The organism is Flavobacterium sp. GW823-FHT04A11 (assembly GCF_058796535.1).
In genome coordinates, this window is the sequence record NZ_CM179503.1 from 3,268,564 (window position 1) to 3,292,725 (window position 24,162).

27 protein-coding genes are annotated in these 24,162 nt (G+C 33.2%); 8 read left to right on the forward strand and 19 right to left on the reverse strand.

Features of this window, described 5'->3' with window-relative positions:
• Positions 1–4 precede the first annotated feature (4 nt).
• The 11 genes from AC3QL1_RS14015 to AC3QL1_RS14065 form a co-directional block, all read right to left on the reverse strand.
• On the reverse strand, positions 5–1,126 hold the full coding sequence (locus AC3QL1_RS14015; RefSeq protein WP_492492255.1) for a hypothetical protein: 1,122 nt from the start codon (positions 1,124–1,126) through the stop codon (positions 5–7).
• Positions 1,127–1,451: 325 nt separating this feature from the next.
• Entirely contained in the window at positions 1,452–1,661 is a 210-nt protein-coding gene (locus AC3QL1_RS14020; protein WP_492492256.1) for a hypothetical protein, read from the reverse strand.
• A 23-nt stretch (positions 1,662–1,684) separates the two neighbouring features.
• The gene (locus AC3QL1_RS14025) at positions 1,685–2,095 is read right to left on the reverse strand and encodes a hypothetical protein (protein ID WP_492492257.1); all 411 of its coding nucleotides are present in this window, start codon (positions 2,093–2,095) and stop codon (positions 1,685–1,687) included.
• Between the two features lie 68 nt (positions 2,096–2,163).
• Positions 2,164–2,379 (reverse strand): hypothetical protein, encoded by a 216-nt coding sequence (locus tag AC3QL1_RS14030; protein WP_492492259.1) that lies wholly within the window; start codon positions 2,377–2,379, stop codon positions 2,164–2,166.
• Between the two features lie 26 nt (positions 2,380–2,405).
• Positions 2,406–2,687, reverse strand: a complete 282-nt coding sequence (yidD, locus tag AC3QL1_RS14035; protein WP_492492261.1) for a membrane protein insertion efficiency factor YidD — start codon at positions 2,685–2,687, stop codon at positions 2,406–2,408.
• 1 nt (position 2,688) lies between these two features.
• Positions 2,689–2,916: a hypothetical protein gene (locus AC3QL1_RS14040; RefSeq protein ID WP_492492263.1), complete on the reverse strand. Its 228-nt coding sequence runs from the start codon at positions 2,914–2,916 to the stop codon at positions 2,689–2,691.
• A 162-nt stretch (positions 2,917–3,078) separates the two neighbouring features.
• Positions 3,079–3,417 carry a hypothetical protein gene (locus AC3QL1_RS14045; protein WP_492492264.1) on the reverse strand — a complete coding sequence of 113 codons (339 nt, stop codon included), beginning with the start codon at positions 3,415–3,417 and terminating at the stop codon, positions 3,079–3,081.
• Positions 3,418–3,447: 30 nt separating this feature from the next.
• Complete coding sequence (locus AC3QL1_RS14050; RefSeq protein WP_492492266.1) at positions 3,448–3,999, reverse strand: hypothetical protein; 552 nt, start codon at positions 3,997–3,999, stop codon at positions 3,448–3,450.
• 150 nt (positions 4,000–4,149) lie between these two features.
• Positions 4,150–4,818: a response regulator gene (locus tag AC3QL1_RS14055; RefSeq protein WP_492492268.1), complete on the reverse strand. Its 669-nt coding sequence runs from the start codon at positions 4,816–4,818 to the stop codon at positions 4,150–4,152.
• Between the two features lie 6 nt (positions 4,819–4,824).
• Positions 4,825–6,543: a tetratricopeptide repeat-containing sensor histidine kinase gene (locus AC3QL1_RS14060; protein ID WP_492492269.1), complete on the reverse strand. Its 1,719-nt coding sequence runs from the start codon at positions 6,541–6,543 to the stop codon at positions 4,825–4,827.
• Between the two features lie 76 nt (positions 6,544–6,619).
• On the reverse strand, positions 6,620–6,796 hold the full coding sequence (locus AC3QL1_RS14065; protein WP_492492271.1) for a hypothetical protein: 177 nt from the start codon (positions 6,794–6,796) through the stop codon (positions 6,620–6,622).
• A 365-nt stretch (positions 6,797–7,161) separates the two neighbouring features.
• Here AC3QL1_RS14065 and AC3QL1_RS14070 point away from each other — a divergent pair, with 365 nt between their 5' ends.
• On the forward strand, positions 7,162–8,145 hold the full coding sequence (locus AC3QL1_RS14070; protein ID WP_492492273.1) for a hypothetical protein: 984 nt from the start codon (positions 7,162–7,164) through the stop codon (positions 8,143–8,145).
• A 111-nt stretch (positions 8,146–8,256) separates the two neighbouring features.
• Here AC3QL1_RS14070 and AC3QL1_RS14075 read toward each other — a convergent pair whose 3' ends face one another.
• The gene (locus AC3QL1_RS14075; RefSeq protein WP_492492275.1) at positions 8,257–9,108 is read right to left on the reverse strand and encodes an SDR family oxidoreductase; all 852 of its coding nucleotides are present in this window, start codon (positions 9,106–9,108) and stop codon (positions 8,257–8,259) included.
• 271 nt (positions 9,109–9,379) lie between these two features.
• Between AC3QL1_RS14075 and AC3QL1_RS14080 the strand changes: the two genes are divergently transcribed.
• The gene (locus tag AC3QL1_RS14080; protein WP_492492276.1) at positions 9,380–9,745 is read left to right on the forward strand and encodes a SpoIIAA family protein; all 366 of its coding nucleotides are present in this window, start codon (positions 9,380–9,382) and stop codon (positions 9,743–9,745) included.
• Between the two features lie 129 nt (positions 9,746–9,874).
• Complete coding sequence (ku, locus tag AC3QL1_RS14085) at positions 9,875–10,648, forward strand: non-homologous end joining protein Ku (RefSeq protein WP_492492278.1); 774 nt, start codon at positions 9,875–9,877, stop codon at positions 10,646–10,648.
• 187 nt (positions 10,649–10,835) lie between these two features.
• On the opposite strand, the gene ligD is transcribed toward ku, so the two are convergent.
• The 3 genes from ligD to AC3QL1_RS14100 all read right to left on the reverse strand — a co-directional run bounded on the left by ligD (position 10,836) and on the right by AC3QL1_RS14100 (position 14,142).
• Positions 10,836–13,445 carry a DNA ligase D gene (ligD, locus tag AC3QL1_RS14090; protein ID WP_492492280.1) on the reverse strand — a complete coding sequence of 870 codons (2,610 nt, stop codon included), beginning with the start codon at positions 13,443–13,445 and terminating at the stop codon, positions 10,836–10,838.
• A gap of 124 nt (positions 13,446–13,569) precedes the next feature.
• Positions 13,570–13,863 carry a PrgI family protein gene (locus AC3QL1_RS14095; protein WP_492492282.1) on the reverse strand — a complete coding sequence of 98 codons (294 nt, stop codon included), beginning with the start codon at positions 13,861–13,863 and terminating at the stop codon, positions 13,570–13,572.
• An 81-nt stretch (positions 13,864–13,944) separates the two neighbouring features.
• Positions 13,945–14,142, reverse strand: a complete 198-nt coding sequence (locus tag AC3QL1_RS14100) for a hypothetical protein (RefSeq protein WP_492492284.1) — start codon at positions 14,140–14,142, stop codon at positions 13,945–13,947.
• Positions 14,143–14,494: 352 nt separating this feature from the next.
• Here AC3QL1_RS14100 and AC3QL1_RS14105 point away from each other — a divergent pair, with 352 nt between their 5' ends.
• Entirely contained in the window at positions 14,495–14,950 is a 456-nt protein-coding gene (locus AC3QL1_RS14105) for a response regulator (protein ID WP_492492286.1), read from the forward strand.
• A gap of 59 nt (positions 14,951–15,009) precedes the next feature.
• Here AC3QL1_RS14105 and AC3QL1_RS14110 read toward each other — a convergent pair whose 3' ends face one another.
• A complete protein-coding gene (locus AC3QL1_RS14110) occupies positions 15,010–18,291 on the reverse strand; it encodes a CheR family methyltransferase (RefSeq protein ID WP_492492288.1) in 3,282 nt (1,093 codons plus the stop codon).
• A 189-nt stretch (positions 18,292–18,480) separates the two neighbouring features.
• Between AC3QL1_RS14110 and AC3QL1_RS14115 the strand changes: the two genes are divergently transcribed.
• On the forward strand, positions 18,481–18,792 hold the full coding sequence (locus AC3QL1_RS14115) for a hypothetical protein (RefSeq protein ID WP_492492290.1): 312 nt from the start codon (positions 18,481–18,483) through the stop codon (positions 18,790–18,792).
• Positions 18,793–19,109: 317 nt separating this feature from the next.
• Here the strand turns inward: AC3QL1_RS14115 and AC3QL1_RS14120 are convergent, their stop codons facing one another.
• Positions 19,110–19,511: a hypothetical protein gene (locus AC3QL1_RS14120; RefSeq protein ID WP_492492291.1), complete on the reverse strand. Its 402-nt coding sequence runs from the start codon at positions 19,509–19,511 to the stop codon at positions 19,110–19,112.
• Positions 19,512–19,679: 168 nt separating this feature from the next.
• Entirely contained in the window at positions 19,680–20,066 is a 387-nt protein-coding gene (locus AC3QL1_RS14125; RefSeq protein WP_492492292.1) for a hypothetical protein, read from the reverse strand.
• 376 nt (positions 20,067–20,442) lie between these two features.
• Between AC3QL1_RS14125 and AC3QL1_RS14130 the strand changes: the two genes are divergently transcribed.
• The 3 genes from AC3QL1_RS14130 to AC3QL1_RS14140 are packed head-to-tail and all read left to right on the forward strand — an operon-like array spanning position 20,443 to position 23,778.
• A complete protein-coding gene (locus tag AC3QL1_RS14130) occupies positions 20,443–22,602 on the forward strand; it encodes a catalase (protein WP_492492294.1) in 2,160 nt (719 codons plus the stop codon).
• 14 nt (positions 22,603–22,616) lie between these two features.
• A complete protein-coding gene (locus AC3QL1_RS14135) occupies positions 22,617–23,273 on the forward strand; it encodes a DUF6766 family protein (protein WP_492492296.1) in 657 nt (218 codons plus the stop codon).
• A 25-nt stretch (positions 23,274–23,298) separates the two neighbouring features.
• Positions 23,299–23,778 (forward strand): CinA family protein, encoded by a 480-nt coding sequence (locus AC3QL1_RS14140; RefSeq protein ID WP_492492298.1) that lies wholly within the window; start codon positions 23,299–23,301, stop codon positions 23,776–23,778.
• A 70-nt stretch (positions 23,779–23,848) separates the two neighbouring features.
• On the opposite strand, the gene AC3QL1_RS14145 is transcribed toward AC3QL1_RS14140, so the two are convergent.
• The gene (locus tag AC3QL1_RS14145; protein ID WP_492492300.1) at positions 23,849–24,151 is read right to left on the reverse strand and encodes a hypothetical protein; all 303 of its coding nucleotides are present in this window, start codon (positions 24,149–24,151) and stop codon (positions 23,849–23,851) included.
• Positions 24,152–24,162: the final 11 nt, after the last annotated feature.

Sequence of the window (24,162 nt, forward strand, 5' to 3'; positions counted from 1 at the left end):
AGAATTAAAGTCCAAAACGATATTGAAGTCCGCCTAAATACTGCGTACGAGTGCCCAGAAAGCCGGCTTCAAACCTGAACATAATATGTTTATTATATTGAAACTGCGTTCCCACAATAAAATTCCACATATCTTTTGGTCTCTTCTGAAGCGAATATTGCACCGTTGAAGAACCTGCAGTACTCAGAGCTCCGTCGATCGTTGTTAAAAAGTTGCCGGCACTTTCCAATGCTCTGTTTGCTGTATTATGTTTCGCAACGTTAACCGGATTTGCTTGTTGCGCAGGCGTTAAAGAATCCCACCAAGTATCGACTTTAGTTTGGTTTTTGGCTACTTTTTCAAAACCATTGTCTACTTTTTCCTGAGCGCCGTCTAACTCCAAAACGTCAGATAAATTGATGTTTCCATCTGTATCACCTGAAATATGCACCCTAAAACCACCAACCCAAACAGCAATATTTCGATCAGGTTTGTATAATTTAAAAGTTTTCCCCAATCGTGGTCCAAAAACATACGAAAAAGCAGGCTTGTTTAATGCGCTCACATCGCTCCACGACATATTCATATCAAGTGCAAGCCAGCCGCCGCCAATACCAATAGTAGGCGTTAATCCAAGTCCAAAAGTGGTGATGTCAAAATTAGCTTTGGTATTGAAACTCGCAATTTGCGACCAGTTATTATCCGCATCCGGAATCCAGATTCCTGCATTAATTTTGGTTGTTGATGTGCCTTTTCCAAAAATTCCGTAAACATTTAAAAAAGGAAGCAGCCAGACATCCGGTCTGATCGTAAGCGCTCCGGCCTCTACAGAAGATTTATCAAATCGTACAATTTCATCCAGATTAATTTGCGGACCATTATTAAAACCAACTTCTAAACCATTGATAACAATTTCAGAATCCTGCCAGAAATAATTAACAGAAAGTCCGGCAGAGTAGGGCAATTTATATCCTTTCTGAGCTACTTTTTCTCCCCAAATGGGCAATGCATACGGGTATTTCTCGACTTTAAGACTGTCTTTAAGCTCCTGATTTTTTTGTCCTACAATTTTTTCGGTATAAACCTGTCCAAAAATCTGGACGCTGAATAATAATAAAGAGGCGAATATTAGTGTATTATATTTCATTGACATAGCGTTTATATGTTAATTAATAGACTGCGTAAATAAATAGTACTAATGTAATCTTGGGAGAATCCTGTTTTGCCTTGGTATGAAATTATAAATTTGATTGGGTATTTTCTTAAATTCTATCAGCAGAATTATATGTTAATTATTGTTAAAGTTAAATAAATTTTCTTTTCAGTTTTAATATTTTTTCAATAATCTGAATTTTAATGTTTCAATAACGTATTAGTTTATAGATTGATATGTAAAGTTTACGAAATAAAAAAGGACAAAAGAATAACATTCCTTCGTCCTATAATTTGTTTTTGCAAATCTATAGTTAAAATTAATCTTCCCAACCGCAAAGCGTTAAACCATAACCTTGCGCCTGCGAAAGAGATACTTTTGTCAATTCGTGTCTGCAAGCCGTTAAACCACGGCAATGTTCTTTATAATGGTATTTTTTTGCGCCCGTTGGTCCGCAGATATAGACGTTTGTTTCAACGGGACGAAAAGAACTCAAAACCAAAAATAAGAGTATCGTTATATATTTCATCAGATAGGTTGGGGTTAAGGCAGTTATTTAACTTTCAAGTAATATTCATTTCCATTTTGGTCAGTAGCTTTAAGTTTTCCGTACTCAATCCATTCGGTTTTAATTTCAATATCGGCAATCGAATCAAATATTAAAATTCCGGCGCCGCATTTTCCCTCAACATTAATGTTTCCAAAAACTGAATCACCTTTAATATTCACGCCTTTTACATCATAATTATATTCATAATGCCCGGATTTCCCCGTTCGGTATTCATATTGGTATTCTGTATCTACGTGATAGGTTTTGGCTTCCTCGGGTGTTATCACTTTCCGATCTTCGGGCGTAATTACCTCTTTATAAAATGAATTTACTTTTGGAGGCGGAAGTTCGAGTTCTCTTTTGCAGCCTAAAAAGGAGAGAACAAAAGCTAATAATGTAATTTTAGATTTCACAGGCTTTTTTGATAAATGTAATTAGAACAAATATTTCACGAAAGAGTAGTTATACGTGATTATGAAATTTAATCGTATTTAAATTTAACATGTGAATTAATGTAACTATTTAATCCAGATCCTTTTATAGCTAGCTGTTTCATATTTGCTACATGTGATTGTCCAGCTTTTCTATAACTATATTGATAGATACTTCCCGAAGAGAACTTTACTCTTATGTAGTCTGATCCTATTTCGTAAGCAGAAACTCCTGAGGTTCCACTATAATTTGCATATTTTTCCATAATATTTTATTTTAATGTGATTAGTTTTAATTGATTAATCTTTCGGCAATTTCTTCCCTGTCAATTATTATTTGAGAAGGAAGAATCATTTGAATTTTATTCGTTACAGGGTTTTTAAAAATTGCAAAGTTTCCTCTGCAATTTTTATATCGAAATTGAAATGCTTTTAATCCGTTTATGAAACCTTCTTTTTTGGTTACTTCAAAAACGTAGTTGGAACAGGATTTTTTAAAAATGCATTTTTTCCTTTTAGAAGGAGGAATAATCTTCCAATACATTTTGATAATAAACAGAAGCAGATATTTCATATTATCTTTTAAAAACTACCATTTGACGATTTGTGGTATAACCGGGTTTATTTCCTCCAAAGCAACCTGATTCCGGATGAACAAATGTTGAAACTCCTTCTAATCGAACATATTCCCAACCTTGATTATTGTAATTTTTGATTAAACTTTCCAATTGTTCAGCAACATGATCAGATGTTCCTTTTTTAGGATCGATTGAAGCTACGAAAGGTACTACTTTGTATTCCATGATTTTTAGTTTAGATTGTTGTTTAAATTAATTATTCAAAGGTAAATCCAATCAAAACCAGTATTTTACGGAAAACCATAATCTAAATATTTTTTTAAAGAAGTTTTTAAATAAAAAAGAGAGGAAGTTTTAGTTCCTCTCTTTTTTATTATTATAAATTAATTAATTTCTACAATCAATCATAATAGTGCCTGCTTGACAAATATAGACGCTATTAACTCTAGGATCATCCTGATAATAATCCTCAAGATCTTTCTTTAAATCTTCATATTCTTTGGAACTTACAACCTTTTGAATTTTTACATTTATCAATCGACCAATTGGAGAAATAGTGTATAATCCATCGCTAGTCGTTTTAGAATTTCCATCATCAAAAATTCCATAACTTTCATATTCTGTTTGAAGAGAATTAACAAACAAATCTGTTTCTCTAAATAATTCAGTTTTGTTTGAACAGCCCAATATTGTAACTGTAATAAAAAAAAGAATAATTTTTCTCATAATTTATTTTTGTTTTATAGTTTATAAAAATTACCATTTTAAATCTATGGTGCTAAATTCAAGTATTTGATTTCCATCATGATATATAGGTATTGAAATAAGCACTTTTTTCGATTTTTTTAATCTTGATAAAAATTTTGTTTCATTATTAATAAAAATAACATTACTACTTCCGTCTTGCGGTTCACTATAACTAAATTTTATTGGCTTATCATTGTCAAAACGAGCTGTGATATAATTGTTATCGTAACCCCCACTTATTTGTCCCTTATCAATACTTAAATATATATTTAAACCATCCTTGTTTCTTAATGTTAGTTCTCCATAATTAATTCCTTCATATGGAAACTCTAGATCTAAGCTTTCATTTGATTTTATTTGTGCGAATTTGACTGATTTTGATGTCATTTTATCAATTGATTGGCGATATTTCCAATTATTAGTTACTGCGGGTGCGATTGGATCAATAGCTACAGCTACTGTATCTATTGGCAATTCTGTAACAGGTTCTGTAGTTCTTTTACAAGAAAATAGTATTAACATACTAAATAATGTAACAATTTGTAAGATAGTTTTTTTCATTTTTTTTAATTAAATGGATTAATTATCCAAACTTAAACCTATTTAAAACCAGTATTTTACGGAAAACCATAATGCGTAAAATTTTAATTTAAAGCCATAAAAAAAGCCCCCGAAGGAGCTTTAAAATTTCATAATAGTAAAAACTGGAATTTAAATAATCCCCATATCTTTTGTAATCGAAACCAAATGAACGGTATTATTGGCTTTAAAGAAATCTTTAAGTTTAGACAATCTTTTTTCTACAGCGCTTTTGCTGTTGGGTTTTATATCAGAATTTTTAAAGATTTCTATAATTTCATCCTGCGAAGTTCCGGCAGATAAATACTTTAGAATTTTAATATCTGTATCGTCTATTTCGTAATTATTTTTTTCCTGTAGGGCAGAAGCAACTTCCGGCGAAATATATCTGTCATCAGAAGTGGAAACGAGGTTAATCGCTTTTTTAAGTTCTTCGATGCTATTGAGACCTTTTAAAACAAAAGCGTCAATTCCGGCCTTGTCAAAAAGCGATTTAATACGGTAACTTTTATCTTCTACAGAATAAGCAATGATTTTAATATTGGGCTGTAATTCACGAACTTTCTCAACCAGTTCATCGCCATTGGCAATGTCTGCTTTGCGATGATCCGTTTTAAAAGAAAGATCACTAATTAGTAAATCATAAGGATCATGATCCTGAATGGCTTTTCGTATTTTCAGTAAAGCTTCATCGCAGTATTTTGAATGTTGAAAATCTACAATATTTAAATCTTTTAATACTTGTTGAATTCCTAAATTCATTGCATCAAGATCCTCGGCTATAATTACTTTTTTAAACATAGGCTTTTATTTAGGCATTTTTATATTTACTCTAAAACCTTTATCAGGTTCAGTGTCAAAAGTAATTGTTCCTTTTGTGGCCAGAATACGGTTTTCCATATTTTGCAGACCATTTTTAATAATTTTATTTTTATCGGCGCCTTTTCCCTTATCAACGTAATCAATGGATATTGTTTTTCCGTTGCTGTCAAAGGTTAAAGCCACTAACGGCGCGCCACTATGTTTTTTCATGTTTACCATAAGTTCCTGCAATATTCGGTGAATGGCCACTTTTTTAAGATCATCAACTGCGTTCCAGTTTACTTTTTCAATTCCGTTTATGATAACGTTTGTGGTTTCGCTATTGTAAGTAGAAAGCATTTCTTTTAAATTTTTCGAATAATGAGATCCGGTATGAATATCATTGTTTTCTCTAGAAATTCCGCGTACGCGGGCATAAATATGATCGAGTTTTTGAAGTAAAGTTTCTTTGATATCTTCTTTAGTTAAAGATTGAGTCTGGGTAAAAGTAATGGCATTAAAAACATCATTGGCCAATTCATCGTGAATATCTTTTGCAATTCTGGTTTCAGTATCGTAAGAAGCTTCGAGTTTCTCAATTCTGTTTTTCTTTAGATAATATTTTCTCAAATAAATCAGCGTTAGAACTAAAATGATAATTCCCAATACAAAAAATATTCTTTGATATTTGGCTTTTTGAAGTGCTAATAAATTTTCAACCCGTTCTAATTTCAGTTTCTGATTTTCGTCTTTTTCTTTTTTAGAATCGTATTTGATTTTGGCAAATTTGTTCTTGGCTTTTTGCCTTGCTTTCACAATACTGTCATTTATTTTTAGATAAAGAAGCGTTGTTTTTTTCAATTCATCGCCGTTTGAATTCTTAATAAAAAAGCCCAAAGAAGATAAACGATCATCAACATTATTTACTTCAGTTGCTTCCTTATAAGCATCATTGGCATATTGTTTTGCAAGATTTGGATTTGTATCAGCATAGATTTCTGAAAAATGCATCAAACTCGAAGTAATTCCAAAACGATCTTTTATGTCGCGTCGTATTTGCAGTGATTTCTTTAAGTAATCTAATGCTTTAGGGTTTCCTAATTTATAATAACAATATCCTATATTATCCAGTACACGTGCATTATTTTCAGGATTATCAACCAGTTCCTTTGTTTTTAAAGGGAGAAGAATATCTAAAGCACGTTTATAAGAGCCTCTTTCTATGTATATTACAGCGATATTGTTTTTTATAATCGCCTTTTGTAAATTATCTTCAGAAAATTTATAGGCCAGATTATAATAGTGGATAGCGTTACTAAAATCAAAAATGTTTTTATAATTAATTCCCAGAATATTGTAAACTGCTACTTTATAATAAGAGTTGGTTTCTTTTTGAAAGAAAGGAATAGCCTCTGTTGCGCTCGTTTCGCTTCCAGAATAATCACCTTGTATTTGCTGCGTAACAGACATTTTTAGCAAAGCGTATATTATCTTCTCATTTTCGTCTGTTTTGCATTCTAATCTTGCTTTATTGTAGTAATAAAAAGCGCTGTCATAAACCTGATTTTCAGAATGTTTATCAGCTAATGCTAAGTAATGGCTGTAATCTGTTTTTTTTGTTTTTCCCTTTGAAGGAAGGGGATTTTCCTTTTCACAAGATGTGATACTTATGATTATAAGAAGCAGGAAAATAAAAATCGGGAAATGGACCTTTAAGAGTTTCATTTCCCGAAATTAATAAATTAATTAACTTGGACTCGTATCAGTTGTAATTAATTCTCCTTTGCAATTACAATTGCAATTATGGTTTTGGAGGTGGGATAGGAGTTTGCCCACTTTGTCCTCCGCCTGTGTCCGGATCATCCGCATATGTTGGAATCGTACTTTTTTTAGTTGTTGTATCTTCTTCATCATTTGTACAAGATACGAATGCCGCACTGGCTACTACTAAACACGCTAATATAAAAACTTTTTTCATCTTACTTCGTTATTAAAAATTTGACGTAGATCAGCCTGTTCGATAATGAAATCGAAATTTTTTTTGCTGATTTTCAGACCGCACTCTGCGGAATGTTTTTGATTTTTGTTTGGGAAGTGAAGTATGTAGAACAGTAAGATTTTTATTTATACTTCCCGGATAAACTCGGTCTTACGGTTTTCCATACTTTTAATAGAACTAGTTTTGTACATTTGTTTTAGCCTGCAGATTAAAACGTTTAACTAATTTGATATGGCAAAGATATAGCGGCGTTAAGCCTTTGTTTACAAGGAATTCCGGGAATTCCTGCTATTTCCTAAGTTTCTTAGTTATTCCTAAGAATTCCTAAAAAATCCTGAATGCTTATGCAAAAAATTACTTTTAAAGATTACGAAAAAGCTATTAGAGCTCATTATGAGATTGAAAAAGAAGGAGAATACGCGAAGCATTTTCATCCTACTGCTCAAGCCAATCTTAGAGATTTATGCTGGGAAAGATTTAGAGAGAATGAGAGTAAAGATGATTTTAGTACCTTTTTTTCTTTCTTCACGTTTAATTTTGCACTAGATGCAGAGACAAAGAAAAAACTTAGAATCGAAACAGATAAGTTTAGAACTATTGCTTCTTTTTATTTAAAGGAGGATAAAAAAACAGTCAGCAGGTATGCTGTAGAATTAGCTGCAATTTTAGTTGATTTTCAACCAAGGCCTTTTAAAAAATTTAGAGAAGTTGGGATTATTCTGCCGGAAAAACCGATTGATGGTCCAAAAGTTCCATTTGCCTTTAGTATTGAAGATACCGACGAAAAAGAGGAGAAGAAAAATCAGGAAAATGAAGAAAATGAAAACGAACATGAAAGTGAAGATGAAGATATATTTGAAGGTGCTTTAATAGCAAGTAATCAATTGGGATTTTTTGGAAACTTAAAAAATATATTCTCTAAAAAAATCCCAAGGAAGCTTATAAAAACCATAATTGCAATGGCAATCATTTTCGCTTCTATAGGAACAATCACTGCAGGCTATTTCATATTCTTTAATAAAGGATGTATGCAATGGTCTGATAATCACTATGAAGTTGTAGATTGTAAAGATGGAATTGAAGGAAATCAAAATAAAATAATTCTGTATGATTCTCATCTTCTGGATTTTAAAAAGATACCGGTTTGCGATACAACCACTTGGTATGCAAATGGAGAATCTATTGTATGGTATGCGAAAATAAAAAGTGAAGTTGATTTCTTTAATTCATGCGGAAACGGAAGGCATCCCGAAACCAATAGTACTTTAAGACCTTTAACGGAATACATGTTCAACAAATACAAAAAGAAAGATTGCGTATCAAAATAAAACTTTCAGTTTAGCGCAAAAAAAAGCGGATATACTCATCAAAGTATATCCGCTTTTTTTAAGATAAAGAATTAGTGAAAATTTGTGCAATTCGTGGCAACTAAAAAAAAATTACCCCACAATTTCTCCACCATTAATATGAATAAATTGTCCGGTAATATAACTGCTGTCTTCGCAGGCCAGAAAAACATAAGCAGGCGCAACTTCTGAGGGCTGACCGGCTCTTTCCATCGGATTATCTTTTCCGAAATCAGAGAGTTTGTCAAAACTTGCGACAATCAAAGGCGTCCAGATGGGTCCCGGCGCAACACCGTTAACACGTATTTTTCTTTTGGCAATCATAGTAGCCAGTGATCTCGTGAAACTTACAATCGCACCTTTTGTACTCGCGTAATCCGCCAAATGTTCGCTGCCGCGATAAGCTGTAACCGAACTTGTATTGATAATTGTATCGCCTTCTTTCAAAAACGGCAAAGCTGCCTGAGTAATGTAGAAATAAGGATAAATATTGGTTTCGAATGTTTTATGAAGCTGTTTCGACGTTATTTTTTCCAATTCGCTTTGCGGAAATTGTATGGCAGCATTATTCACGATAATATTTATTTTTTTAAAATGAGTATGGCATTTCTTCACAGCCGATTTGCAAAACTTCTCGTCTTTCAAATCTCCGCTGATAATCAAACATTGCTGACCTTCTTTTTCAATTAAAGCTTTCGTTTCGTGCGCATCTTTATCTTCTTTATAATAAACAATCGCAATATCAGCGCCTTCTCGGGCAAAATGTACCGCCACGCTTCGGCCAATACCGCTGTCACCGCCGGTTATAAAAGCTACTTTACCCAAGAGTTTTCCGCTTCCGGTATAATTCTCTCTTATAATTTCGGGCTGTGGAGTCATTTTATATTCGTTTCCCGGAAGTTCTTGTTTTTGTTCCGGAAATTTCTTTGGTTTTTCTTTTTCCATGATGATTGTTTTTTGGTCAATAGTAACTATCGAAATTACCCTGATTTCTGAAAATAACTTAACCTGAAAAAATCAAAAATTAGCGCTATAAAAATCAATTAAACTGCTGATAAATAGAGATTCTGTAAAATTAAAACAATAAAATATAAGATAGAAAATCCTACATTATTTACATTTGAGTTGACTTTTCAAATGCCATTTTTTCATTCAAAAACAGGCATTTCAATAACAGAAAGAATAAAAAAATTACCATAATTTAATTCAAGAAAAAATGATACATCAAATAGATACAACAGATAATGTTGTTGCTTTTAGAGCATTAGCAGAAGTAACTACGGAAGATTTTAAAAGTGTGGTTGTTCCGGCTGTAGAAAAACTAGTAAAACAACTAAATGAAATCAATTTTTTATTGGTTTTAGATACTGATCTTGAAAACTTTACTGCAGGCGCTTGGCTTCAGGACGCCATGATTGGACTTAAAAATTTAGGTAAATGGAACAGAGCAGCAATCGTTTCAGATTCTGAAGAAATTATTTCGTTTACAAACGGATTCAGTTATATCGTTCCGGGAGAATTTAAAGGTTTTAAAAAATTAGAATTCAATAAAGCTTTAAACTGGGTTGAAGGGAATATTTAAAGAGATTTTTTAGACTTTAGATTTTAGACTTTAGATTTTAGATTTTTCGCATAGTGTATTCTATGCGATTTATTTTTAAAGAAATTCCTAAAAACATTTCAGGTTAACTAACTATAAAAAATAAAAATTATGAGGGCAATATGGACGGGTTCAATAAGCTTTGGGTTAATCAATATTCCCATTAAAATGTTTTCTGCCGTGCAGGAAAGTAGTCTTGATATGGACATGCTCGATGAAAAAGATCATTCGAATATAAAATTCAAGCGTGTAAACGAAAAAACGGGCAAGGAAGTAACTTTTGCCAATATTGTAAAAGGCTACAGAATTTATGATAAATATGTTATTGTTGAAGATGAAGATTTTGAAGCTGCCGATGCTGTAAAAACCAAAACAATCGACATTCAGAGTTTTGCCCTTGAAAAAGAAATTGAGAGTATTTACTACGAACAGCCTTATTTTTTGGAACCTGACAAAGGCGCCATGAATGCGTATGGCTTGCTTCGCGATGCGCTGGCATCTAGCGGAAAAGTGGGAGTAACGAGTTTTGTTTTAAGAAACAAAGAAAGCCTTGCGATTTTAAAACCGTATAAAAATGTTATTCTCTTAAACCGAATTCGTTTCGAACAGGAAATCAGGGATACAGCTGAACTTAAAGTTCCTGCAGCTTCCAAAAAGACATCTAAAGAAATGGATATGGCAAACAAACTAATCGAGCAACTCACAGAAAAGTTTGATATCAGCGCCTACAAAGACGAATATACCGATAAACTGTTGAAAATAATCAAACAAAAAGCTAAAGGTAAAAAACAAACAAAAGCTCCAAAATTAGAAGTCGTACACAAACAAAGCGATGATTTATTAAGCATGCTGAAAGCAAGTTTAGAGAAAAAGAAATCTTCTTAGTAAGTTATAAATTATGAATTATGAGTTATGAGTTATGAGTTTTGAGTAGTAGTAAGCAAATACAAACAAAAAAGACAAAAGTTTACAATGTAAACTTTTGTCTTTTTTTATATAATAGAAATTAATTAATCAATCGGTTTCATTATTCAACTCATAATTCATAACTCAAAACTCATAACTCAAAAACTCATTTCTCCAGTTTATGCATAATCTTCTTGATATTCGCGCCTGTTCCTAGAATTGGAGTCCATAAATCGCCTTTCTTTTCAAATCGCTTTAACACGTTTTTGATGGTAAATTGCGATGGATGTAATTTAGGCGTTACTTCGCTCCATTCTAAAGGTGTTGAAACCTGTGCTCCGGGAACGGGGCGAACAGAGTAGGGCGCAGCCAGAGTTTGTCCGCGTCGGTTTTGTAAATAATCGACGTAAATTTTATTATTTCTTTTCTTGATGCTTCTTTCCAGAGACGTAATTTCAGGCAAACGTTTTTGCACTTCTGACGCAATTAATTCGGCTAAAATTTTTATAGAATCGTAATCGTATTTCGCGCCAAGCGGAATAAAAACATGTAATCCCGAAGCGCCCGAAGTTTTGCAATAACACTCTGTTTCCAGATTATCCATAACTTCTTTTACGGTTAGGGCAGTTTGAACCACTTCCTCAAAATTATCATTTGCGGGATCAATATCGATCACCAGCCAATCCGGATTTTCGATATGTTTTACAGTCGAATTCCACGGATTAATATCAATACAACCCAAATTTGCCATATAAAGTAAAGTCGCTTTATCATTGCAAATCAGGTAATTTAAATGTTCATCGTTTGATTCTGAATAGATTTTTTTGGTTTTTATCCAGGACGGAATCTTATCTTCATCCACATCTTTTTGATAAAAACTTGGCCCCTCAATTCCGTTAGGAAAACGGTTCATCGATTGCGGACGATCTTTTAAATACGGCAGAATAAAATCAGCAACTTCATTGTAATATTGTACAATTTCACCTTTCGTAATATTGTCGTTAGGAAAATATATTTTGTTTTGATTGGTAAGATGCAAAGTAGTTTTGCCAACCTTTAAGTCATAATCTTTATCTTTTGGAGATTTTTCAGAATCTTCTTTTGTATCCATAACTTTTGTATTTAAAGTATTGTTACTTTTTGAAGTCAAAAAAACTTCAGATGCTTTTTTATCTACTCTCAATCCCAGATAAACCGGATGCCTCAGGCGCGAATCTTCCGTCCATTCCGTAAATTTTACCTGGCATACAAATTTTGGTTTTAACCATTGAATTTTGTCCTTCAGTTTTACTTTTGGCGTAACAGGCGATTCTTTTATAAAATGCGGTTTAAATTTGGTATATAAGTCCTTCAGTACTTCTTCTGTAAAACCAGTTCCGCATTTGCCTATATATTCCAGTCTTTTACCATAATATTGTCCTAACAATAAGGCACCAAAATAGTTACGGGAGTTTTTAGGTTCGGTAATTCCAATAATAATGGCTTCTTCCTGTTGTGCAATTTTGATTTTAAGCCAGTTAGTACTTCGTTTTCCAACTAAATAAGTACTATTGGCTTTCTTGGCCATAATACCTTCACTTTTGTTTTTAGTTGCAATTTCGAGGCTTTTAAGGCCGTTACCGTCCGTATGTTCAGAGTAGTGAATGTTAGAAAAAGAATACTTTTCTAACAATATTTTTAAAAGTTCTTTTCTTTCCAGTAAAGTCAAATTAGTTGTATCAAAACCATCGAGGTTTAAAATATCAAAAACATAATATTTTAAAATGCCTTCGCCGGTTTTAAGATAATTTTGAAGCAATTGAAAATTAGCTTTTCCGGAACCATTTTCGACCACCACTTCGCCGTCTAATATTGCCTCGTGTTTTATCTTTTTCAGTTCTTCTAAAACAGGCTTAAAATTAGTATCAAAAGAAATTTTGTTGCGGCTATACAAATGTACTTCATCCCTATTTATAGTAGCAATTGCTCTGTAACCATCAAATTTGTTTTCAAAAACCCACTCAGGATCATCAAATGGTTTGTCGACAATACTTGCAAGCATGGGAGAAACAAAGTCTATAGTTTTTTTATTTTCTTTTTTTTCCGTCTTTTCTTTCTTTGCAGATTTTGTTGTTTTTGTTTTTGTGGAAGCAGTTTTGATTTTGCTTTCGGCTTCGACTTCGGCTTCAGTTTCAGTTTCAGATTCAGATTTCTTTCCTGCCTTAGTTTCTTTTTCCAGAGATTCTAATGTTTTGCTTGAAAGTACTGATTTGTCTTTCATCAAAACATCTTCATCTGAAGCATATTTATCTTTCTTTTTGATTAAAAGCCAGGCATTTTCCTGTTTGCCGTGCAGTTTTACCAACGAGAATTCGCCTTTGAGTTTTTTTCCTTTAAGAATAAAACTCAAATGACCTTTGTTTAAATCTGCTTTTAGTGTTTTTCTGGCCGATGTTGAAGTTTCATCGGCCGTTGTATAGGTTCCGTTATCCCAGACAATGACGTTTCCGGCACCATAATTTCCTTCGGGAATAGAACCTTCAAAATCTTTATAATTATAGGGATGATCCTCGACCATCATGGCAAGGCGTTTTACGTCAGGATCCAGGGAAGGACCTTTAGGAACGGCCCAGCTTTTAAGTACACCATCCAGCTCCAGCCTGAAATCGTAATGCAAATGAGAGGCAGCATGTTTTTGAACGACAAATATGAGGTCTTTTTCAGATTTGCCAATGGTGCCTTTTGGTTCTTCGGTTTGCTTAAAATTACGCTTTTGGTTGTATTTGGAAAGTGACATAATAAAGTATTTATGAATTCATAGACAATTATTTAAATTAAAAAATGTACTTCCAAGTTGTCATTCTGCTATTTAATTTTAAAACTAAAAACAAAAGTGAAACCCGGAAGTACACCTATTTATATTAAGCATGTTCTGTTACAGAATCATTATCAGTTCCTGTTTCAGCGGTTGCTTTTTTCTCGTCAGACGATTTTTTAATTTTTTTATAGATTGCTGTTGCTAAAATTGGCAATGCAAGACCCGCAACCATAGCTCCGGTTTTTTGATGTCCCGCTTTTTTTAATACAGCACCGGCAATTAATGTTCCAACTCCTGCACAAACTAAGTGTTTTGTAGAAAGTTGTAATGCTTTTTGTTCTAATTCTTCAGGAATAATTCCGTGTAGTAATGGATTAATGAAATTTAAATTTTCCATGATTTTTGTTTTTTATTTTAATTTGACATTTGTAAGGTTCCAAAGGTTTCCCTCTCGATTTTTTTTCGCAATCTTCTAAATCTATTTATCTTTTTTCGTTTGAACTTCAGGATTCTCCAAATCATTTTTGTTTTTTAAAATTCGATTCGGATTATCATTTTTAAATTCTTCTGTTGTTTGGTTATGTTTATCAGAATTCACTTTTGATTTATGAAGATTTTCTACCGTTTCTTTTTCCGGGCAATTATCATTATCCGGATCATAATTTTTTTCAAGCATGATGTTTTGATTTAAATTCTTCTTTTTCCAAAATTAAAAACGATACCCTGTTTTTTCTTTATAGAATTAAATTTTGTACTTATATAATTATCAGGGTAAAAGGTTGTATTTGTTGGTGTTGTATGTTGTGATATTAGGTTTGTTTTGAAACAGTTTTTAATGATTTATTTAACATTTGAGTTCAGTAAATTTCCATTTAATGAAAATTATATAATTTTTGTTAACGATCTTATAAAGCAAAATTTCTGAAAAATTGAAATATTTGCTATATCATTTTTTCGTGCTTCAAAAATTCAATTGCACACAAAAAATGATGCTTTCGATGTTATTTATAACTAAAAAAGGAATTATTATGAATATAAAAGGACCTATCGTACTTATAGAAAATAATCAGGGAGATCGTAAATTATTTACGCAGATTTTCTCTGAGCTAAAAGTTTCTAATAAAATTTTATGCTTTAATTCCGGGAACGATGCTTACAATTATCTGACATCAAATAATGTTTCGGCATTTTTAATTTTTGCCGATATTGTATTGCTTCATATGGATGATAAACAAACAGCGCATATTCCGTACAAAAATCTGAGTATAGAACTTAATTGCCCGTGTTTGTTTTTTACAACTGTTTTTAATCAGTGTTTTGTGCTTGATGTATATTCGCTGCCAACACAAAGTTATGTGGTAAATCCATACACCTACGAAAAATTTAAGCAGGTCATTGCTACTATTATCGAATATTGGAGTAAAACAGAATCTATAACCCAATATGGTAAAAGTAAAATAGGCAATGGAGAATTTAAAAATTAAAAAAGCGGTAACCAATGATTACCGCTTTTTACTTTCTGTTTTTAACTTTTTACTTCTAATTATAATGGAAGATACATCATCATAGATGTTCCGTGACCAATTTTGCTCGACGCTTTTATAAAGCCGTTATGGTTTGAGATAATTTTTTTAACCAAAGTCAAACCAAGTCCGCTGCCGCTGTATTGATCTGCACTGTGTAATCTGTAAAAAGGATCAAAAATTTTGGATTCGTAGTTTTTTCCAAAACCAATTCCATTATCACTCACACAAATTTTGATATAATTAGTCTCAGGATCTGCGCCAACTTCATCTAATTCTTCAGGAGAAGGCAGTATTTTTTCTATTTTAATTTCAGGAACAACACCTTCTTTAGTGTATTTAATCGCGTTGGAAATTAAATTGGTAAACAATTGTTGTATTTGATACGGGATAACATTTAATTCTGGTATAGAATCGACTTTAACAATCGCTTTTTTATCTGCAATCACATCTTTCATATCACCAATCGTTTTCTTTAAAAGTAAATTTATATCGGTTCTTTTAAATTCTTTTTCGATAAAATTAATTCTCGAATAATTGATAAGATCCGTAATTAACTGACTCATATTGTGAACGGAAAACAAAACACGCTCAAGATTATGTCTGCCGGATTCTGACAAGCTTTTTTCGCTGTCAAAAACCCTTTTGCAAAACATGTGAATTTTGCGAAGCGGTTCCTGCAAATCATGACTGGCAGATGAAGTAAAAGCTTCAAGCTGTTCGTTATATTTCTCTAATTCGGCATTTTTAATTTTTAATAAATTATTGGTTGTCACCAAATCCGTAATATCTTCAAGCGCCAAAAGAATCATTCCTTCGGGTTTTGTATTTAGAATTTTGCGGGCATTTACCATCATGACTTTTTTGCCAAGTCCGGTACAAAGCGTATCTACTTTATAGTCTTCGATAGACACTTTTTCGCCCAGCATTTTAAAAATCAGTTCCTTAAATTCAGGAATATCCCATTGACAGTCACCAATTTCAAAAAACGAATGTCCTTCTGTTTCTGCTTCTGTAGTTTGAAAATATTTATAAAAAGCCGGATTGGCGCTTTTTACCATAAAATCCTTATCGATAATAAGCAAAGGCTCGCGAATCGTTTTTACAATTGATTCAGAATAGTTGCGTGTGGATATAAGCTGTTCCTGGCGATCCAGAAGTTCGTCATTTACACACATTAATTCTTCATTATTCGATTGCAGTTCTTCTGTCGAAGTTTCCAGTTCTTCGTTCATCGCCTGAAGTTCTTCGCTGCTGCTTAACAATTCTTCGTTTGTAGTCTGCAATTCTTCAAAAGCAGTCTGCTGTTCCTCAGTAACGCGTTTAATATCTTCGCGCAATTGGCTCAGTTCTTTTTCTAATTCCTTTATTCGCTGCTGATCAGAAGTTTTTGAACTTGATTTATTCTCATTTTCTATAACAGGCAACGGCTTTTTATGAAAAAGAACCATCAAAAACTCATCATTATTGGCAAGTGTCAGAATTTCAAATGAAGCCAGATAATTTTGATCTTTAACGGTAATATTTTCCTTTCGGAAATTCTCTTTTTCATTTTTTACCTTCAAAAGAGCATTACGAAGTTCAAAACTAAGACCTTCGCGTGCCATTTTTAGAATATTAAAATTTGGTTTTCCCGGAGAAGGCAGTAAAAACGGACTTGTATCGCCATGGAAATGAACAATTTCTAAATGTTCGTTTATAATCACACTCGCGGGAGTGTATTTCGAAAATAAAATATCAGAAGCTATTTTTCTAAAATCAGTTTCCGGAACGCTTTTTAAATTAGGAGAGGCCATTTTATCACGAGTTGTAATGTGCGCAGGTTTAAAAGCTTCGGGCACATAACGTGCGGGAGCAAATTTGCGAACATATATTTTTTCATGTTTACCTATAGTATCAAATAAATTTTGGGCATTGTTGGCTGTTTCGGATTTTCCCAGGAACAGAAATCCTTTTTCTTTCAATGAATAATGAAAAGAACTCAATACTTTATGCTGTAAAAAAGGATCAAAGTAAATTAGAACATTTCGGCATGAAACCAAATCGATTCTGGCAAAAGGGGGATCTTTTATAAAATTATGAACCGCAAAAATGCACATATCACGAATTACCTTATTGATATGATAATGTCCGTCTCTTTTTGTAAAATAATTGTGCAGTCTCGTTTCAGAAACCTGCTGTACATCCTGAGAGGAATATAAAGCGGCTCTTGCCTTTGCAATACTTTTTTCGGATATATCCGAAGCAAAAATCTGAACGCGTACTTCTTTCAGGTTTTTTTGAGACAAATATTCGTGAAGACTTATGGCCAGTGAATACGCTTCTTCACCGGAAGCACAACCGGCAACCCAGATTCGTAAATTATTGTTTACAATATTGTTTATTAATTGAGGAAATACCAAAGTTGGCAGGGTCTCAAAAAATTTCTCGTCTCTAAAAAAATAAGTAACAGGAATAAGGAAATCATTAAAAAGCAAATCCTGCTCGCTTTTATCATTTCGAAGCGAATTATAGTAATCCTGCATGGTTTCTTTTCTCAAAATAACCATTCTGCGGGCAATACGTCTTCTTATCGTAGGTTGTTTATAATGACGAAAATCATTACCGGTTCTTAAAAAAACAAGGTTGATAATTTGGTTCAGAATTTCTTCTTCGTCTTTAGGTATGTGCTCATCTTCGCTATACGCATGATTGGTAATATAGCTTTTACGAATTTCAACTAATTGCGCTGCAATATCATCGGGTGCGAGTATAAAATCAATTACATCAGCATCGATGGCACTTTGCGGCATGCTTTTAAAAATAGCACTTTCCGGTTCCTGCGCAATAGTGGCACCGCCGTATTCCTTAATTTTTTTCAATCCAATTGTACCGTCAAAAGCAGTACCGGAAAGAATAACGCCAATAGCAAAACTTTTATGAACCTCAGCCAGAGATTCGAAAAAAATATCAATGCTTTTGTTTCTCTTTTCGCTTCGGGTTCTTTGGTGTAATTTTAAAACGCCATCTTCGGCGACAAGATTTGTACTTTCCGGAATTATATAAATATTATTGGGAGAAAGATTAATGTCGTTAATTATTTCATGAACAGGTACATTGGTGTATTGAGATAATATTTCGGTTAAATTGCTTGAATGGTCCGGAGACAAATGTTGTACAATAACATAGGCCATTCCGGAATTTTCAGGTATTTTTTTAAGTATTTTTTTGAAGGCATCTAGTCCTCCGGCTGACGCCCCTATGCCAACTACGGGAAAATCCTGAATTGTTTTTGGGGGGTGATTCTTATCAGGAACGTTCATGATTAATAAGTATTATAAGATCAAAGATACAATAAAAATGATAGGTTGTTTGCGATGTGGTAATCATGTAAGATTCAATTAATTAACATATAAGCATGTGTGATTTTTCTTTACAAAATTTGTATCAAAGCCAGATGTTTTATATATACATCGCTTTAGATCAAATTATTAATTATTAAAATTTATATTATGAAAAATTTATTTTTGACATGTCTGTTGGTCATGTTTTTTGGAACCGCGATGGCGCAGGATACCCAAAAAAAGACAAAACAATCTAAAACCACTACAGATACAGTAGTGCAAAAGAAAACAAAGAAGACTACAACGACTTATAAAGATCCTACAGCTAAGGACCATAAAAGTAAGTCAAAATCAACAAGTCCTTCCGGTACTAAAACTCGAAAAGATAGTATAGGTACAGGTAAGGGCACAGGCTCAGGTTCTGATGGTGGTATTGGTACTGGTACTGATACCGGAACGGGCACAAATAAAAAGCCATAAGTAAAACGCAAGATGAGAAAGCCTGTAATATTTACAGGCTTTTTTTTAATTAGTCATTAATAACTTGTAGAGAATCGGTGTGTTTTATGACTACTGTTTGTTTTTTATCTCTTCTCAAATCTTCATCATCACAATGTCCGCTGCAGTTAATACTTATGTAAGTAATCAACACGATGAAGGTTAAATTTTTTAAGTTTAAATGTTTCATTCTGTTTGATTTATGTTTTTTTGTTCAATCGGTTATACGCAAAAATAAAAGTGAGAATAATTTGCTATTTATATAATTTTTTCGATTTGTTATATAATTCCCATGTTTATTAAAACAATGTTTTTGTTTCGTGGATTTCTTCTGATTCAATTTTTTTAATTTCCACTTTTTCCTTTTTAATCGCCTGCCTTAATAAACCAAAAAGACTCATATAAACATTGGCCACAAAAACCAATGCAAATCCGGCGATGATATAACCGCGCCAGTCGTTTATTAAAAGTTTATAATCGCAAAGTATAATGAAAAAAATAGTGACGTAATGACTAAAACAATATTCGCAGGTAAACAGATAAAATGCTTTTCTGACTAATATCGTTTTTCCGTTTTGAGAATTTTTAACGCACCATTCGCGGGGTTCCTTAAAAATTTCTTCGTGAGTTACTGTCCAGGCAATGCAGGAAATAGGAATAGCCAGAATAAATAACCATACAATTTGAGTTGTAATATCCATATTGATATATTTTAGATTTAAATTGTTTGCATCAATCTATTAAAATTACAACAGACACGGTTTTTAACGTTTATATAGTTTGATGATATTATTATACAATTTCAAACAATAAAAAGCCGTTACGAATTAACATAACGGCTTTCTGCTACAATTTTTTTTTAATTTTAATTATTCCCTTGGATGGTTTTCATGAAAATGTTCGTCATTCTCTTCCAGTTTTTCCTCTTGCTTATTATCAAGATCTCCATCTTTTTCAATTTCCTGATCGAGTTTTTCTTCATGAAGTTCTTCATCATCATTTGTAGATAATGCATCTTCATCAATAACACGTTCCTGATTTGGGATATTTTCGTTTCGGTTAAAATCGTTTGTTTCGTGATTTACATCGTGCAATTCTTCGTCTTTATATTGAAGATCGTCTTCTTTGTATTGATTTTTATCGTTATCAAATAAATCTCTTACCGAAGCATCATTGTGTGTATCTGTAATGGTATCCTCGTCGTGGTGAAAATTACGTTCAACCTGACCGTAATTTTTATTGTTTTCATTTTTCATAGTAAGTAAAATTTGAAATTGTTTTAATTGATAAAGATTTTTCATATCAGTTATAGAATATTTTATTCATGGTCTGTAATGTTCCTAACAAAGCTAATATCCAAATCGAAATAACTTCTTATAGAAAAATCAATTCTACTTTCATAATTAACATTTATTGAAAATAAAACGTAAAATTAATACTATGACAGCATAGTAATTTGTGTTGATAATCAAATGTTTAAATGTTGTAAGCTTTATTAACAATGATGTAAGCAGTTAGATTTATTGTCATCTAAATTTGTTTGACTTAAAAGCTACAATAGCAAATCAAGCCATTTTTGCAATCAAAAAAATGGTAGTTAAAAGCCTATTTAAAAATTATAAAACTATCAAGATGAACAATTCAAACCAAAACCCCGATCATCCCAATGACAAGCAGGACGATCTGGAATTGAACAAATCAAGTGCTGAAAATCAGTTTCTTACTACCAATCAGGGTGTTAAAATCAATGACAACAATAATTCTCTAAAAGCCGGCGAAAGAGGTCCGTCATTATTAGAAGATTTTATATTAAGAGAAAAAATAACTCATTTTGACCACGAACGCATCCCTGAACGCATTGTACATGCAAGAGGTTCTGCTGCACACGGTTATTTTGAACTTTATAAACCATTAGATAAATATACGAAGGCAGGTTTTTTAAACGATACGAGTATTAAAACACCTGTTTTTGTTCGATTTTCTACGGTTGCAGGTTCAAGAGGCTCTACAGATTTAGCACGTGATGTTCGCGGATTTGCCGTAAAATTTTATACCCAGGAAGGGATTTTTGATTTAGTAGGAAACAATATGCCGGTATTTTTTATACAGGATGCCATGAAGTTTCCGGATTTAATTCATGCCGTAAAACCCGAGCCGCATAACGAAATTCCGCAGGCAGCCTCTGCACACGATACTTTTTGGGATTTTATTTCGCTAATGCCCGAATCTATGCACATGATTATGTGGGTAATGAGTGATCGTGCCATACCAAGAAGTTTGAGAATGATGGAAGGTTTTGGCGTGCATACATTCAGATTTGTAAACGAAAATAACGAATCTCATTTCGTAAAATTTCACTGGAAACCTAAATTAGGAATTCATAGTGTTTTATGGGATGAAGCACAAAAAATATCCGGAAAAAACTCTGATTTTCACAAACAGGATTTATGGGAAGCCATCGAATCCGGAAATTTCCCTGAATGGGAATTAGGCGTACAAATCATTCCGGAAAGCGACGAACATAATTATGATTTTGATTTACTGGATCCAACCAAATTAATTCCTGAAGAAATTGTTCCGGTAACCATAATTGGTAAAATGACACTGAACAAAAATCCGGCTAATTTCTTTGCAGAAACAGAACAGGTTGCATTTCATCCCGGACATGTTGTACCGGGAATCGATTTTACAAACGATCCGTTATTGCAAGGCCGATTATTTTCTTATACCGACACACAATTATCACGATTAGGAAGTCCGAATTTTCATGAAATTCCGATAAACCGAACTATTTCGCCTATGCACAATAACCAGCGCGACGGACACATGCGTCAGGAAATTGCAGAAGGACGTGTAAGTTATCATCCAAATTCATTAGGAGGCGGCTGTCCGTTTCAGGCTAAAATAGACGAAGGCGGTTTTGCCAGTTTTAACGAACGCGTTGATGCTCATAAAGTGCGCGACAGAAGTGCGAGTTTCTCGGATCATTTTAGTCAGGCAACACTTTTTTACCAAAGCCAGACTGATACCGAACAGGAACACATTATCAAAGCACTAACCTTTGAATTAGGAAAAGTAGAAACAGTTGCGATCAGAGAAAGAATGCTTGGTTTATTATCGCGTGTTGATCCAATTTTGGTCAGCAAAGTGGCAAAAGGTTTAGGTTTGAAAACACCAAAACAAACAGAAAAACCAATGAACCATGGAGTAGGAGCAGATGCAGATCCCGAAAAATACGAACCAACTTTTGTAAAAAGCCAAATCGATACTTCTGATTCCTTAAGTATTTTAAAAAGCGAAACAGGTAAAGATACTATTGCAACACGACAAATTGCTTTTTTATGTGCAGATGGCGTAAATGCCGCATCTGTAAACAAAATGAAACTGGCTTTGAAAGAGGCCGGAGCAGTCGTAAAAATTATTGCGCCTCATTTAGGAACAATCGTTTCTGAAGATGGTGAGGAAATTAAAGTAGATCAAAGTTATCTTACCGCAGCTTCTGTGCTTTTTGATGCCGTCTTTGTACCTGCCGGAAAAGGAATTCTGGATTTAAAAAATAACGGAGACGTAAAAGAATTTTTAACCGACGCTTACAAACACTGCAAATTTATTGCTGCCGAAGGTCAGGGAATCGAAATTCTTCCCTTCGTTAATAATAATGATCAGGAAAGACCAAACAGAGATGTGGGCGTTTTAATAGGCGATAAAATTGGAGACAGCTATTTTGCTTCTTCTTTTATTGATGCAATCGCAAAACACCGCTTTTGGGAAAGAGAAGCTAACTTATCATAAATACTTCAACAGGAATGAAAAAATTTATATACCAAAACAGTCTTTCCATAGTTTTCTTTCTCCTTTTTATTGGAGCAATGGTAGGTCAGACTATTTTTGGTTTCCATGAATACAATAACGAATTAATTGAAAATGGAAGTCATGCCATAAAAATGAGTGATTATTTTGCTTCAGGACATTTTATTGAAGCAACTTTTGAAAACTGGGAAAGTGAATTTTTACAGATGGGATTATTTGTCTGGCTGACCATTTTTCTAAAACAAAAAGGATCATCAGAATCTAAAGGTTTTGGCACAGATGAAGAAGTCGACAGAGAACCGTCGCCAACAAGAAAATCAGCTCCATGGCCCGTCAGAAAAGGCGGGTTATGGCTGCTTTTATATAAAAATTCACTCACTATTTCGTTAATGCTATTGTTTGTAATTTCTTTTTTTCTGCATTTATACGGAAGCTGTAAAGACGAAAATCTGGTTAATTCCCTTACGGGGAAACCACAAACAGACACACTGCATTATTTAGGAGAATCACGCTTTTGGTTTGAATCTTTTCAAAATTGGCAAAGCGAATTCGTTTCAGTATTTGCCATTGTTGTACTATCCATTTATTTGCGTCAGAAAGGTTCATCACAGTCAAAACCTGTAGATGCGCCACATGATGAAACGGGAAAATAATTTTAAACTTAAATGAAATATATATATGCCGAGCGAAAATGTTATAAAGTGCTGCCAGGCACTCATAAAAAAAAACTGGACGATAAGCTTTGTCGAAAGTGCTTCGGCAGGAAAATTATGCAATGATTTTGCAGCCGTAATGGATTCAGGTCAGATATTTATTGGAGGCTTGGTTTGTTATCATTCCTCGATGAAAGAAGATTTACTTTTAATTCCAAAAGGAACCATCGAAGAATATACGCCGGAATCTGCTCTTGTAACCCAATTGATGGCACAAAATTTTCATCGTTTTGTAAATTCAGATATTTGTGTTGCCTTAACAGGTTTGGCCAGTCCCGGAGGAAGTGAAACTCCCGAGAAGCCAGTAGGAACTATTTTTGTACATATTATTTTTCCCGATAAGGAAATCGCAGAAAAATTAAAATTTGACGGAAGCCCTGACGAAATTATTCAGCAAGCCGTTGACGCTGTTGCCGATTTAGTTTATAAAGAAACACAGCAATAATCAAATCAATAAAAAAACCGTTAGTTTAAAGCTAACGGTTTTTTTATATTTTCTAAAGATATTGATTTTATTACTCATCTCTAAAAGGACTTCCACGACCGGATAAATCAGCATCACGGAATAATTCTTCCTCTTCATCTTCTTCATAAAGATCATTTTCTTCCTCATCATAATAGTCGTCCAGTTTTTGGTCAGCTTCTTCCTGATTTTCATCGTTTGTTATGGCATCATCCTGATTAATAATCTGTTCCTCTTCATCAGGATTTTTAGCATATCTTGGATGATGGCTGTCGGTTTCACTATAAATACTCAAATCATCTTCAAGATCCCAATATCCCAATTGTTGAATACTTCGTTGTCTATCAGTGATCATATCTTGCTCTG

Bases quoted from the DNA above. Each gene is read 5' to 3' on its own strand.
- AC3QL1_RS14050 (WP_492492266.1), bottom strand. From the start codon at position 3,999: ATGAAAAAAACTATCTTACAAATTGTTACATTATTTAGTATGTTAATA.
- AC3QL1_RS14115 (WP_492492290.1), top strand. From the start codon at position 18,481: ATGAAAAATTTATTTTTGACATGTCTGTTGGTCATGTTTTTTGGAACC.
- AC3QL1_RS14125 (WP_492492292.1), bottom strand. From the start codon at position 20,066: ATGAAAAATGAAAACAATAAAAATTACGGTCAGGTTGAACGTAATTTT.
- AC3QL1_RS14030 (WP_492492259.1), bottom strand. From the start codon at position 2,379: ATGGAAAAATATGCAAATTATAGTGGAACCTCAGGAGTTTCTGCTTAC.
- AC3QL1_RS14100 (WP_492492284.1), bottom strand. From the start codon at position 14,142: ATGCTTGAAAAAAATTATGATCCGGATAATGATAATTGCCCGGAAAAA.
- AC3QL1_RS14040 (WP_492492263.1), bottom strand. From the start codon at position 2,916: ATGGAATACAAAGTAGTACCTTTCGTAGCTTCAATCGATCCTAAAAAA.
- AC3QL1_RS14105 (WP_492492286.1), top strand. From the start codon at position 14,495: ATGAATATAAAAGGACCTATCGTACTTATAGAAAATAATCAGGGAGAT.
- AC3QL1_RS14130 (WP_492492294.1), top strand. From the start codon at position 20,443: ATGAACAATTCAAACCAAAACCCCGATCATCCCAATGACAAGCAGGAC.
- AC3QL1_RS14110 (WP_492492288.1), bottom strand. From the start codon at position 18,291: ATGAACGTTCCTGATAAGAATCACCCCCCAAAAACAATTCAGGATTTT.
- AC3QL1_RS14080 (WP_492492276.1), top strand. From the start codon at position 9,380: ATGATACATCAAATAGATACAACAGATAATGTTGTTGCTTTTAGAGCA.
- yidD (WP_492492261.1), bottom strand. From the start codon at position 2,687: ATGAAATATCTGCTTCTGTTTATTATCAAAATGTATTGGAAGATTATT.
- AC3QL1_RS14045 (WP_492492264.1), bottom strand. From the start codon at position 3,417: ATGAGAAAAATTATTCTTTTTTTTATTACAGTTACAATATTGGGCTGT.
- AC3QL1_RS14095 (WP_492492282.1), bottom strand. From the start codon at position 13,863: ATGGAAAATTTAAATTTCATTAATCCATTACTACACGGAATTATTCCT.
- AC3QL1_RS14145 (WP_492492300.1), bottom strand. From the start codon at position 24,151: ATGATCACTGATAGACAACGAAGTATTCAACAATTGGGATATTGGGAT.
- AC3QL1_RS14015 (WP_492492255.1), bottom strand. From the start codon at position 1,126: ATGAAATATAATACACTAATATTCGCCTCTTTATTATTATTCAGCGTC.
- ku (WP_492492278.1), top strand. From the start codon at position 9,875: ATGAGGGCAATATGGACGGGTTCAATAAGCTTTGGGTTAATCAATATT.
- AC3QL1_RS14135 (WP_492492296.1), top strand. From the start codon at position 22,617: ATGAAAAAATTTATATACCAAAACAGTCTTTCCATAGTTTTCTTTCTC.
- AC3QL1_RS14140 (WP_492492298.1), top strand. From the start codon at position 23,299: ATGCCGAGCGAAAATGTTATAAAGTGCTGCCAGGCACTCATAAAAAAA.
- AC3QL1_RS14020 (WP_492492256.1), bottom strand. From the start codon at position 1,661: ATGAAATATATAACGATACTCTTATTTTTGGTTTTGAGTTCTTTTCGT.
- AC3QL1_RS14075 (WP_492492275.1), bottom strand. From the start codon at position 9,108: ATGGAAAAAGAAAAACCAAAGAAATTTCCGGAACAAAAACAAGAACTT.
- AC3QL1_RS14120 (WP_492492291.1), bottom strand. From the start codon at position 19,511: ATGGATATTACAACTCAAATTGTATGGTTATTTATTCTGGCTATTCCT.
- ligD (WP_492492280.1), bottom strand. From the start codon at position 13,445: ATGTCACTTTCCAAATACAACCAAAAGCGTAATTTTAAGCAAACCGAA.
- AC3QL1_RS14060 (WP_492492269.1), bottom strand. From the start codon at position 6,543: ATGAAACTCTTAAAGGTCCATTTCCCGATTTTTATTTTCCTGCTTCTT.
- AC3QL1_RS14055 (WP_492492268.1), bottom strand. From the start codon at position 4,818: ATGTTTAAAAAAGTAATTATAGCCGAGGATCTTGATGCAATGAATTTA.
- AC3QL1_RS14065 (WP_492492271.1), bottom strand. From the start codon at position 6,796: ATGAAAAAAGTTTTTATATTAGCGTGTTTAGTAGTAGCCAGTGCGGCA.
- AC3QL1_RS14070 (WP_492492273.1), top strand. From the start codon at position 7,162: ATGCAAAAAATTACTTTTAAAGATTACGAAAAAGCTATTAGAGCTCAT.